Source organism: Virgibacillus sp. M23 (assembly GCF_034190895.1).
Lineage (GTDB): Bacteria > Bacillota > Bacilli > Bacillales > Amphibacillaceae > Virgibacillus > Virgibacillus salarius.
This window is the reverse complement of record NZ_JAWDHA010000089.1, coordinates 1-12,275: the sequence shown is the minus strand read 5'-3', so window position 1 is coordinate 12,275 and position 12,275 is coordinate 1. Positions and strand designations below refer to the sequence as shown.

11 protein-coding genes are annotated in these 12,275 nt (G+C 37.7%); all 11 read left to right on the top strand.

The annotated features are described in order from the left end of the window. Positions 1 to 455 precede the first annotated feature (455 nt). The 11 genes from RVS70_RS20460 (at position 456) to RVS70_RS20410 (ending at position 12,074) form a co-directional block, all read left to right on the top strand. A complete protein-coding gene (locus RVS70_RS20460) occupies positions 456 to 1,280 on the top strand; it encodes a M55 family metallopeptidase (protein WP_026682411.1) in 825 nt (274 codons plus the stop codon). 12 nt (positions 1,281 to 1,292) lie between these two features. Continuing rightward, on the top strand, positions 1,293 to 2,225 hold the full coding sequence (locus RVS70_RS20455; protein ID WP_026682412.1) for an ABC transporter permease: 933 nt from the start codon (positions 1,293 to 1,295) through the stop codon (positions 2,223 to 2,225). A 1-nt stretch (position 2,226) separates the two neighbouring features. Next, entirely contained in the window at positions 2,227 to 3,186 is a 960-nt protein-coding gene (locus RVS70_RS20450; protein ID WP_026682413.1) for an ABC transporter permease, read from the top strand. Between the two features lie 8 nt (positions 3,187 to 3,194). Further along, entirely contained in the window at positions 3,195 to 4,199 is a 1,005-nt protein-coding gene (locus RVS70_RS20445; protein WP_026682414.1) for an ABC transporter ATP-binding protein, read from the top strand. A 24-nt stretch (positions 4,200 to 4,223) separates the two neighbouring features. Next, on the top strand, positions 4,224 to 5,864 hold the full coding sequence (locus RVS70_RS20440) for a peptide ABC transporter substrate-binding protein (RefSeq protein WP_166530110.1): 1,641 nt from the start codon (positions 4,224 to 4,226) through the stop codon (positions 5,862 to 5,864). 92 nt (positions 5,865 to 5,956) lie between these two features. Beyond that, on the top strand, positions 5,957 to 6,874 hold the full coding sequence (locus RVS70_RS20435) for a S66 peptidase family protein (protein ID WP_026682416.1): 918 nt from the start codon (positions 5,957 to 5,959) through the stop codon (positions 6,872 to 6,874). A gap of 257 nt (positions 6,875 to 7,131) precedes the next feature. Beyond that, positions 7,132 to 8,094 carry a C40 family peptidase gene (locus RVS70_RS20430; protein WP_205389105.1) on the top strand — a complete coding sequence of 321 codons (963 nt, stop codon included), beginning with the start codon at positions 7,132 to 7,134 and terminating at the stop codon, positions 8,092 to 8,094. Next, positions 8,087 to 9,091, top strand: coding sequence for an oligopeptide/dipeptide ABC transporter ATP-binding protein (locus tag RVS70_RS20425; protein ID WP_321134658.1), 1,005 nt, complete (start codon positions 8,087 to 8,089; stop codon positions 9,089 to 9,091). Before RVS70_RS20430 ends, RVS70_RS20425 begins: the two co-directional genes overlap by 8 nt. Before the next feature lie 75 nt (positions 9,092 to 9,166). Beyond that, positions 9,167 to 9,601 (top strand): GNAT family N-acetyltransferase, encoded by a 435-nt coding sequence (locus RVS70_RS20420; RefSeq protein WP_121603952.1) that lies wholly within the window; start codon positions 9,167 to 9,169, stop codon positions 9,599 to 9,601. Between the two features lie 190 nt (positions 9,602 to 9,791). Further along, a complete protein-coding gene (spoIID, locus tag RVS70_RS20415; RefSeq protein WP_051388413.1) occupies positions 9,792 to 11,006 on the top strand; it encodes a stage II sporulation protein D in 1,215 nt (404 codons plus the stop codon). 165 nt (positions 11,007 to 11,171) lie between these two features. After that, a complete protein-coding gene (locus tag RVS70_RS20410) occupies positions 11,172 to 12,074 on the top strand; it encodes a M23 family metallopeptidase (protein ID WP_321134655.1) in 903 nt (300 codons plus the stop codon). Positions 12,075 to 12,275 lie beyond the last annotated feature (201 nt).

The window sequence follows — 12,275 nt, the reverse complement described above, 5'->3', positions numbered from 1 at the left end:
AAAGGGAAGTGGGCAGCCGGAGTGGTGGTCAAGCAGTAGCTATTATTCCATAATAGCTACTAGAGGAAGCGTAAATCTGAGCATTTAGTGATAAGGACTGAGCGAATTTTGCTCCGTTTTTCTTATTGTCTAATTTCCCCCGTATATAACTTGTACTGCTCCCACTTTATAAATATAACATGATTATTCGTATTTTGAGTAAAGAAGTTGTGTTTTGTCCAAGCCTTTTCCTATTCTTGGCACTTCCTTACGCTAATCTTTTGCCTACTATTTAAAAGAATGTATGAGCGAAGAAACGTAACATAAATCAATAGTTGAAGTACTACTAATAGAGGATCCTAAGAGCGTTTACCTTCTTTGTGTTCGTTATATTTCGACTTTTCATTTTATTAACTGTATGTTAGAATTGAAAGAAAATTACTAATACTGAAAAAGACCTAAAAGGAGTACTCATCATGAAATTATATGTGTCGGTTGATATGGAAGGAATAACAGGTTTACCTGATTATACCTATGTGGATTCTAATGAGCATAACTATGATAGAGCTAGGAAAATCATGACAGATGAAACCAATTATGTGATTGAAGCGGCATTTCAAACAGGTTGCAGAGAAATTTTAATAAATGATAGTCATTCTAAAATGAATAATATACTTATAGACCAATTACATCCAGACGCTCAATTAATTACAGGTGATGTAAAGCCTTTTTCCATGATGCAAGGATTAGATAATACATATGATGGAGCAATGTTTGTCGGATATCATGCTCGAGCAGGTCAGTTTGGCGTTATGTCACATGCAATGATCCATGCTGTACGTAATTTTTATATTAATGATCATCCGATTGGGGAAATGGGATTAAATGCCTATTTAGCAGGTTATTATCAAGTCCCAATAATTTTTGTAGCGGGGGATGACCAGGCAGTTAGGGAAGCACAGGAGCTGATTCCCAATGTTACAACTGCAACAGTAAAGGAAACCATATCTAGGTCTGCCGTTAAAAGTTTAACACCCAAAAAAGCTGGTGAACTTCTAACAATGAAAGTAAAACACGCCATTACTAATCGAAATCAAGTAAAGCCATTAATACCTCCAAAACAACCAATATTAAAGATAGAATTTAACAATTATGGTCAGGCGGAATGGGCAAATTTAATGCCTGGAACGCAAATACTGCCTGAATCTACCGTTGTATCTTTTCAGGCAAAAGACATATTAGAAGCGTATCAAGCGATGCTTGTTATGACGGAGCTCGCTATGAACACAAAATTTTCATAGGGAGGAAAAAGCATGCTACGATACATACTAAAAAGGCTACTTATCATGGTGATAACACTTTGGATTATTGTTACATTAACGTTTATTCTAATGGTTTCAATTCCTGGCTCCCCTTTTAATAGTGAAAGAGGAACAAACGAAGCGGTACAGGCAAACTTAGAGGCTCATTATAATTTAGATGAACCTTATGTTATACAGTATTTTCTATACTTAAAATCAATTGTAACGTTTGATTTTGGTCCATCCATTAAGCAACCTTCGCAGACAGTAAATGATATGTTAGGTCGTGGTTTTCCAATCTCATTTGAATTGGGGATTATTACCATTATTGTTGCTGTTATTTCTGGAGTCACTCTAGGGATATTTGCAGCACTCAAACATAATAAAGTAATCGACTACATGGCAATGGGATTTGCAGTTCTGGGTATTTCGATTCCGAATTTTGTATTAGCAACATTGTTAATACAACAACTAGCAGTAAACTATGAACTATTCCCAGTAGCAAGATGGCTAAGTCCAGCACATATGATCTTACCAGTAACGGCGTTAGCGACTGGTCCAATGGCTATCATAGCACGTTTGACAAGATCTACAATGCTAGAGGTATTGACACAGGACTACATAAAAATGGCGCGGGCTAAAGGACTTTCTCCTTGGAAAATCGTTATCAAGCATGCATTAAAAAATGCGTTAATGCCAGTTGTTACCATTATGGGGACTTTGCTTGCTGGAATATTAACGGGTACCTTTGTGATTGAAAAAATATTTGCAGTTCCAGGCATGGGGAAATATTTTGTTGAAAGCATTAATCAACGAGATTATCCAGTAATAATGGGGACTACCGTATTTTATAGTGCATTCTTAATTATCATGCTTTTCCTTGTTGACCTTGCGTACGGTATTCTTGATCCGCGAATTAAGTTACATAAAAAGGGAGGAGAATAGTATGAAATTAAAAGACAAACCCTCGAAACATTTCTATTCTCCTACAGACATACCAGATGATTGGTTTAATTGGAAGGAAAAAGATAATCAAGCTGCAGAAGCTGTTGCCCGACCATCGTTATCCTATTGGCAGGATGCATGGAAGCGTCTAGTTAAAAATAGACTAGCTATGGCAGGTTTAATTTTCTTAATTGTACTCGTAATTTTTTCAATATTCGGCCCTTTGATTTCACCTTATGATGTGAATAAACAAGATTTACCAAATCAATACCAACCGCCTTCAGCAGACCACTGGTTTGGGACAGATAATGCAGGTAGAGATGTATTTACCAGAACGTGGTATGGTGCAAGAATCTCCTTGTTTGTCGGATTAATGGCTGCCTTAATCGATTTCTCCATCGGCATTTTATATGGTGGAATAGCTGGTTATAAAGGTGGTCGAACGGATAACATTATGATGCGAATTATTGAGGTATTGTACGGTCTACCTTACTTATTAGTTGTTATTTTACTATTGGTTGTACTTGGCCCAAGCTTAAGCACAATAATAATTGCCTTAACCGTTACTGGATGGGTTGGAATGGCAAGGATTGTCCGGGGCCAAGTATTACAGATTAAGAACTTTGAATTTGTCCTCGCATCCAAATCATTTGGGGCGAAGACACCTCGAATTATTCGGAAAAATTTATTACCCAATACGATGGGCCCAATTATTGTACAAATGACTCTGACTGTTCCTAGCGCAATTTTCGCAGAAGCTTTCTTAAGCTTTTTAGGGCTAGGTATCCAAGCACCCTTTGCCAGCTGGGGAGTAATGGCTAACGATTCATTAGGTGCGATTCTATCTGGAAACTGGTGGACATTGTTTTTTCCTGCATTTTTCATTTCGTTTACGATGTTTGCGTTTAATGTATTAGGTGATGGTCTTCAGGATGCACTTGATCCGAAGCTTAGGAAGTAGGTGAACAGATGGACAAAATACTAGAAGTAAAAGACCTTCATGTAACATTTTCAACTTACGGTGGGACTGTTAAGGCAGTAAGGGGAGTTAATTTTTATTTAAATAAAGGTGAAACCCTGGCTATTGTTGGTGAATCTGGGTGTGGGAAAAGTGTAACCTCTAATGCCATTATGCGACTCATACCTGAACCACCAGGAAAGATTTCAAACGGGTCCATTATTTTTAAAAATAAGGAACTAACAACGCTTTCTGAAAAAGAGATGAGATCAATCCGTGGGGTAGATATCTCTATGATATTCCAAGACCCAATGACTGCGCTTAATCCTACACTCACTATAGGCACACAATTAATGGAAGGATTACAACAGCATCAACAAATAACAGGAGATCAGGCTAAATCTAAAGCGATAGAAATGATGAACTTAGTGGGTATTCCGAATCCAGCAGAGCGGTTGAAGCAATATCCCCATCAATTTAGTGGTGGGATGCGACAACGAATTGTTATTGCGATGGCTTTAATCTGTAAACCAGAATTACTGATTGCAGATGAGCCAACGACTGCTTTAGATGTAACAATTCAGGCTCAAATTCTTGAACTGTTTAATGAAATTCAGGAAGTAACTGGAGTTTCGATCATACTTATTACACATGATTTAGGGGTTGTTGCTAAAATTGCTGATCGTATAGCCGTTATGTATGCTGGAAAAATCATTGAGGTTGGTACAAAACGTGAGATTTTTTATCAGACACAGCATCCATATACAAAGGGCTTATTGCATTCGGTCCCACGATTAGATTTACAGGGAGAGAAATTGACTCCAATTGATGGTACACCACCTGATTTATTCTCACCCCCACAAGGATGTCCATTTACAGCAAGATGTCCTTTAGCGATGGAGGTGTGCGATAAAGTTTATCCCGTGACGACTGAACGAAGCGATTCTCATAAAGTGGACTGCTGGATGCAGGATGATCGGGCAAAACAGCTATTGGCTACATCAGCCGAAAAATAATATCACGAGAAGGGGGACTTTAGCATGACAAAGAAATGGCTATTATTAGTAGCTACGATTATTATCACTTTTGTACTATCAGCTTGTACAGCGAATGAGGATGCTGGAAAAGAACCAGAGAGTGATGGAGAAGGAGAGGGTACGGAAGAGGCAACAGGAGAGAAAATATTGCAACTGAATAATGGGGAAGAGCCAACATCATTTGATCCAGCAATCGGGTTTGATGCAGTATCTTGGAATGCTTTAAATAACTTATTAGAGGGATTAACACGATTAGGAGAGGATCATACACCTCAAGCAGCTATCGCTGAAAAATGGGATATATCGGAAGATGGAAAGACATATACCTTTTATTTACGCGAGAATGCAAATTGGTCTAATGGTGATCCAGTTGTAGCACAGGATTTTGTTTATGCTTGGAAAAGGCTTCTAGATCCTGAAACTGGTTCTTCCGCAGCCTTTTTAGGATACTTTATAAAAGGTGGAGAGGCGTTTAATAACGGAGAAGGTTCTGCTGATGATCTTGGATTAACGGCTGTTGATGAAAAGACATTTGAAGTAGAATTGGAAAATCCAACGGGTTATTTCCTGCATGTTGTTACTAACCCGGCTTTCTTTCCGGTGAATCACAAAGTGGCGGAGGAAAATCCAGAATGGCATGCAGAAGCAGAATCTTTCGTTGCAAATGGCCCATTTAAATTAGAGTCATGGAAACATGATAGCGAAATGGTATTTAAGAAAAACGAAGAATATTGGGATGCAGAGGCAGTGAAGCTGGATGGTGTACATTGGGCAATGGTTAATGATACGAATACGGAATACCAGATGTTTGAGCGTGGTGAGTTAGATTCAGCTGATATTCCAGCAGAGATGTCTGATCAACTTATTGACGGAGATAATGTCCAAATAGAAGAACAAGGTGGATTGGATTTTTATCGATTCAATGTAACCGAAGAGCCTTTCCAAAATGCAAAGATCCGTAAAGCGTTTGCGATGGCGGTTAACCGTCAGAATATTGCTGAGTTTGTAGTCAAAAATAAAGTAAAACCGGCATATGGATTTGTATCGCCAGGCTTTCAAAATCCGTCGGGAGACGATTTCCGTGACGTAAATGGTGAATTGGTAACGTTTGATCCAGAAGAGGCAAAGAAATTACTTGAAGAAGGTATGGAAGAAGAAGGATATGATGAGCTTCCAAAGGTTACCTTGTCTTATAACACAAGTGACGTAAATAAGGCAGTAGCAGAGTCACTTCAAGGTATGTTTAGTGAAAACCTTGGTGTTGAAGTGAATTTAGAAAACACAGAATGGAATGTATTCCAAGAAGATCAAAAGGCATTAAAGCACCAACTATCTCGTAGCTCCTTCTTATTTGATTATGCAGATCCAGTAAATTTTTTAGAAAGCTTTATTACAGGATCGTATATGAATCGAACTGGCTGGTCTAGCGAAAAGTACGATGAATTAATTGAAAATGCTAAGTCTGAAACTGACGAAGAAAAGCGTTGGGAATATATGTATAAAGCTGAGAAGCTTTTGGCAGAAGAAATGCCAGCATTTCCGATTCGCTACTATAATCAAGTAGAAGTTGTTCAAGAAGGTGTCTCCAACCTTTTGCGCCATCCGGTCGGTTATCTTGAGTTAAAACATACAGATAAGCAGTAAGCCATGAGGAAGGCTCAATTACAGATTAGATTGTATTTGAGCCCTTTCCTTTTTTACCCAGAGAACATGATGAACAGAAAGAAGGTTTGCTCATGATTCACCCTCCAAGGTTGAAGAAAGGAGATACGATTGGTGTGATTGCACCGGCTGGGCCTCCTGATCGAACTCGTTTACAAAAAGCTATATCCTTTTTTTTAAATATGGGACTTTGTGTGCAGTTGGGGAAACATATAGATAAGCGCAACGGTTATTTAGCAGGAACAGATAGTGAACGGCTTGAAGATTTACAGGATATGATTACGAACCCTGCTATTAAAGCTATTGTTTTCGCAAGAGGGGGGTATGGTTGTGCACGTATAACACCATACATTGATTTTGCTTGTATCAAAAAGCAACCAAAAATATTCTGGGGGTATAGTGATATAACTTATTTACATACTGCAATACGACAGCGTACAGGACTAATCACATTTCATGGTCCGATGCTTGCCTCCGATATCGGGAATGACGATTTTGATTATCTGTCTGCACGTATGTTTGAACAGCTTTTTCAGCCAACTACTTATACGTATACAGAGGAAATATCCCCATTGCATGTTATTGCTGAAGGGAATGCAAATGGTGAATTGGTAGGAGGGAATCTTTCACTATTAGTAAGCTCGCTGGGAACACCGTTTGAGATTGATACTACGAATCGATTGTTATTATTAGAGGATATAGGGGAAGAGCCCTATAGGATAGATAGCATGCTTAATCAATTGAAGCTTGCTGGAAAGTTAGAAACAGCAGCAGGCATTATTTTAGGTGATTTTGCTGATGCCAAGCCAAAAGTAACACCATCACTGCCTCTAGATAAGGTGTTTGACGATTATTTTAGAAAATTAGATATTCCAGTTATTTCGGGATTTAAAATTGGTCATTGTATGCCTCATATCGCTATTCCATTAGGGGTAGAAGCGTGTCTTTCCTCATATGATAAAAAGCTTATTGCCAAACCTGGTGTACAATAGTGAAAAGGAAAATGGAATGTTGGTTTTGAAATAGGCTAGAAACTAAACCTGATATACAGCTGTAGCGTAGCTCATTTAGAGCCAACCAATGTAACAAAAAATAATTTTAACGCTTTTATAAGAGAAAAGAAATCAATAGGAAGGCTAACCTATCATTCAATACAATAGATTACATGGGGACTTTACAGGTTTGGTAGCAATGAATTATCTATATGTACAAATGGAATTATCAAAATAAGAGAAAGGGGGCGCTTTGCTTGCCTAAACAAACGTTTGATCAAATTGATGCGTTCCAATGGGTTGCATCTGTTCAAGTAGCAACTGTCTGGACTTCGCCAGATTCTAGTAGAGAGATTGATACATTTGGAATAAGTACACCGACGGATATTGATAGATGGATAGAGACGCTTAGTTATGAGGATAAACTTGCCTTATGTGAGGACAATCGTGTGCAGACACAAGTATTGTATGGTGAACAAGTTTATGTTACAGAAATAAAAGGAGAATGGGCACATGTTGTAATTCCTTCTCAACCATCTTATAAAGATAAAAGGGGTTATCCTGGTTGGGTTCCTATTCATCAACTAAAACAAGTTGACAGATCGCTATGGGATCAAAAAAAGAGAGCTATGGTAATAAAGGATAAGTCATGGCTAACATATGAGGGCAAAAATCATGATTTTAAATTAAGCTATTTAACCACTTTACCGGTACATGATGTGTATGAAGATCGTGTACAAGTGCAAACGCCTCATGGAAAGGGTTATCTAGATTTAAGTGATGTTCATATTTTTTCTACATCTGATGGATTGGAACAAGGGACAGGAAAATCGATTGTTAAAGCAGTAGAAGCTTATACAGGATTAAATTATTTCTGGGGCGGTATGAGTTCATTTGGCTATGATTGCTCTGGTCTAGCATATGCTGCACACAAAGCCAATGGCTATTTAATTGCTAGAGATGCTGGAGATCAGGCTAATGATGGAATAGAAGTTAGAGTGGACGAACTACAACCAGGAGATTTACTATTTTTTGCATATCAAGAAGGAAGCGGTACGATTCACCATGTTGGAATATATTACGGAGATGGGAAAATGCTGCATTCTCCACAAACTGGCAAAGGTACTGAGATAATAGCGATTAAAGACACAAAATATGAGAAGGAGTTATGTACTGCTAGGCGGTATTGGCTCAACACTGAGGAGAATCATAATGGATGACAAGATATTAGAAGTACTTCACCTAAAGAAGCATTTTACAGTTGGAAAAGGTCAAGTTCTCCAAGCGGTAAATGATGTTTCATTTAACGTGAAAAGAGGAGAGACATTCGGTCTTGTTGGTGAGTCAGGCTGTGGGAAATCTACGATTGGTCGTACAATTCTTGGACTATATGATAAGACAGATGGAGATGTTTTATATGATGGTAGGAATGTACATGACTTGAATGAGAAAGATAGATTTCAATTTTACCGTCGTATGCAGATGATATTTCAGGATCCTTACGCTTCACTAAATCCCAGGTCTACTGTTAAAGAAGTAATTTCCGAACCAATGGAAATACACAACATATATAGAGATAAAAAGGAGCAACTAAACAGGGTTTATCAACTTTTGGAAGAGGTGGGACTTAATCGAGATCATGCAAATCGTTATCCTCATGAATTTAGTGGTGGCCAGCGCCAGCGCATTGGAATTGCACGTGCATTAGCACTGGAACCAGATTTTATTATTGCCGATGAACCGATTTCTGCATTGGATGTATCTGTACAAGCGCAAGTGGTAAATTTATTAAAAGCGTTGCAGATTCAAAAAGGATTAACCTTCTTATTTATTGCTCATGATTTATCTATGGTAAAGCAAATTTCTGACCGAATTGGAGTGATGTATTTAGGTCATTTAGTAGAGCTCACAGAAAGTACAACATTGTATGATGATCCACTTCACCCCTACACGAAAGCACTGCTTTCAGCAATTCCCATTCCGGATCCGGATATTGAAGAAGCAAGAGAGCGGATCATTTTAAAAGGTGAGTTGCCGAGCCCGATTAATCCTCCATCTGGTTGTGTTTTTCGAACGCGTTGCCCAATGGCAATGGAGATTTGTTCCAAGACCAAGCCAGCTTGGCAAGAAGTAACACAAGATCACTATGTAGCATGTCACTTATATGATGAAACAGTGGAAAATAAAGAACCTGTTAAGAGCTTAATCAGAAACTAATGGAATCGTTTTATCCCACATATAAACGGCAGCAAGACCCTACTTTATTTAGGTCATAGAATTAGGAGTTGAAGAATGAATTCAATAAGTGTGAAGGAACTAAATACAACTACTGAAATTATGGAAGCATATCCCATAATGAAACAATTAAGAACACATCTAGATGAGCAGACATATAAAAGCTTAGTTATAGACGCCATGAAATATGATCACTATAAATTGATGGCCTTACTTGAGCTAGGAAAGATAGTTGGAGTTATCGGATTCAAGCCAATGATCACGTTATATTACGGAAAATTCGTCTGGATTTGTGATTTGGTTGTTGATGATGATAAACGATCAATGGGATATGGGGAGAAATTACTCACGTATGTTCATCAATGGGCTAAAGAAAATAAATACAAAACAATTGCTTTATCATCAGGTATTCAAAGGGATGCTGCCCATCGATTTTATGAAAACATAATGAACTATGAAAAAGTAAGCTATGTCTTTAAATCGTCATTCTGAGAAACATAACTAATGGAATTACCTAGTTATATTAATGTATAGGTAAGGAGAAGGTATTTATCAATAATTAGAATTATTGGAAAACTTGAAAGCGTCTCAGGTTTTTTATTTTTAGGTTCTATTGTTTTCATTCGGTGTATAGATTTAATAGTAGGAATGCTAGATTAAATGACTTGGAAGGGAGAAGGTAATGAAAAAAAGCCAATACCAACAAAAGAGCGGGCTGAAAGATTGGAAGAAGCGTAATTCTTCATTGTTAAAGAAAATTAAAGAGAAGCAACGAGCCTCGTATAAAAACAAAAAGCTTCCTAGTAAGCAGCCTGTTAAAAACAAGCTCTTACCGATTAAATCTAAAAAGCCGTATTTTTTAACAAAACCACCAAAGCAGCCATCAAAGTGGAAAATTCCTGTGATGTTCCTATTGTCTACTTTAATAATAATCATTTTGGTTGTTCCAACATTAATTGTTGTTCCATTTGCCAAGGGGGATCGGCAAGAAGGAGCTACCCCTACAGAGAATGAAACTACAGCACAAGTTGAATTAGGCTCCTCTCCCTTTTCAGTATCGGTAATGAGGTCGGCTTCCGATAAAGTAGAAGGTATTCCACTAGAAGAATATGTTGTTGGAGTAGTGGCCTCAGAGATGCCTGCAGATTTTGAGAAAGAGGCACTGAAGGCACAGGCTCTTGCTGCAAGAACATATATAGTAAACTATAAGCTTCATGGTAATGAGGAAGAGTCAAAGAAATCAGATGTTACAGATACGGTGCAGCATCAAGTATACAAAGATGAGTATCAGCTTCAAAAGCAATGGGGAAGTGACTTTAATTGGAAGATAAATAAAGTAAAGAAAGCGGTGCTCGAAACAGAGGGAGAAATATTAACGTATAAAGATGCACCAATTACTCCCGCATTTTTTTCAACGAGTAATGGTTATACAGAGAATTCCGAGGATTACTGGGAAAATGAACTTCCCTATTTAAGGAGTGTTGCTAGTCCTTGGGATAAAGAATCTCCAAAATATTTAGATCAAAAGACATTCTCCTCTGATCAATTAGAAAAAGCACTAGAGCTAGATTTTTCTAATAAAACTCCGTTACCCATTCAATTAACACGAACCGATAGTAAACGAGTAGAGGAGATAGAAATTGCTGGACAAAAATTCTCAGGAAGGGATATACGTGAGAAGCTAGATTTACGATCAAGTGATTTTACGGTAGAGCAAAAAAACAATCATTTTATCTTTACTACGAAAGGCTTTGGCCATGGAATAGGCATGAGTCAATATGGCGCAAATGGAATGGCTAAAGACGGAAAATCATATAAAGATATTGTGCAATATTATTATCAGAATGTACAAATAAGTACTGTAGATAATATAGCTCCAACCCTCGTTGCAAAATAAGCGGGGGTTTTTATGCATGTATCATTTTTCCAGTTGTCATGAATTCATAAATTCATTTAATTTCCCCATTATTTTATAAAAAATGCATTAATTCTCAAAATATTTTTTTGAAAATGTATAGAAATTCCTTTTTCTGATCAGAATGGTTGTTGAGGTGATGATCTTATGAAAGAGGAAAACAAAGGTGCTTCAAAAAATAAGTGGAGCCGAATTTTTCGCAAGAAGTGGTTTTTTCCAGCTGTTTATTTAACAATTGCCGCTGTATTGTTATCTGTTGTAGTATGGTATCAAAATATGGATAATCAAGTTCCAGACGCACAGGAAGAGAATGGTGAATACATTCCATCTCATGATCAAGAAGCAGAACCAGTTTTGGATCAGCAAGAGGTTATTCAAATGCCAGTAACAAACCAAGAAGAAGCAGAAATCGTAACTAAATTTTATGATCCTGATGCAGAACAAGAGGAACTTGAGAAAGCTTTAATTCTGTATAACAACAAATACTACCAAAGTGATGGTGTAGATATTGCATCAGCAAATGGTGAGACATTTGATGTAGTTGCAGCACTGAGTGGGACAATACAAGAAGTAAAAAAGGACCCATTGCTTGGTAATGTTGTCATACTTTCACATGAGAATGAGGTAATGACATACTATGCTAGCCTTGAAGAAGTAAGTGTGAAAAAAGGTGCAGAAGTAAAACAGGGTGATAAGCTTGGTACAGCAGGTAAAAATGTATTTGGTAAGGACAGTGGAACACATGTCTATTTTGAATTAAGAAAAGATGGCAACAAAGTTAATCCAGAAGCATTCTTTAATCAACCAGTTAGTGCTCTTCATAGCATTACAGAGGAAGCTTCTGAAGAAGCGGAGTCTACAGAGGATGCGGAGAATTCTGCAGATGAAGAAGGTAAACAGGAAGAAAATGAACAGGTAGATGACACTTCCGAAGAGCAGCCGAAGGAAGATGAGAATAACGAGGAAGACTCAGGATCTGATGTAAACGATGAGCAAAAGCAAAATGAGCAAGACTCGGATGCTACATCTGATGCTTCCGAAAGTTCATAAGAACAGTGTAAACATATAAACCCAGCTCTCACAGCTGGGTTTTTTCTTAAAAGTTAAGAAAGTATAAAATCAGCGCAATGACTGCGTTAAGCCAAGTAGTTATTTTGAAATGTTTGATGTATATTGGCAATGCTCCGACTAATTACTTCGCTTTCCGTGGGCACGGCCTCAACTAACTTTGCAAAGAAGAACACGTTGCAA

Coding starts and splice junctions, on each gene's coding strand:
- RVS70_RS20460 (WP_026682411.1), top strand. CDS start 456: ATGAAATTATATGTGTCGGTTGATATGGAAGGAATAACAGGTTTACCT.
- RVS70_RS20455 (WP_026682412.1), top strand. CDS start 1,293: ATGCTACGATACATACTAAAAAGGCTACTTATCATGGTGATAACACTT.
- RVS70_RS20450 (WP_026682413.1), top strand. CDS start 2,227: ATGAAATTAAAAGACAAACCCTCGAAACATTTCTATTCTCCTACAGAC.
- RVS70_RS20445 (WP_026682414.1), top strand. CDS start 3,195: ATGGACAAAATACTAGAAGTAAAAGACCTTCATGTAACATTTTCAACT.
- RVS70_RS20440 (WP_166530110.1), top strand. CDS start 4,224: ATGACAAAGAAATGGCTATTATTAGTAGCTACGATTATTATCACTTTT.
- RVS70_RS20435 (WP_026682416.1), top strand. CDS start 5,957: ATGATTCACCCTCCAAGGTTGAAGAAAGGAGATACGATTGGTGTGATT.
- RVS70_RS20425 (WP_321134658.1), top strand. CDS start 8,087: ATGGATGACAAGATATTAGAAGTACTTCACCTAAAGAAGCATTTTACA.
- RVS70_RS20420 (WP_121603952.1), top strand. CDS start 9,167: ATGAATTCAATAAGTGTGAAGGAACTAAATACAACTACTGAAATTATG.
- spoIID (WP_051388413.1), top strand. CDS start 9,792: ATGAAAAAAAGCCAATACCAACAAAAGAGCGGGCTGAAAGATTGGAAG.
- RVS70_RS20410 (WP_321134655.1), top strand. CDS start 11,172: ATGAAAGAGGAAAACAAAGGTGCTTCAAAAAATAAGTGGAGCCGAATT.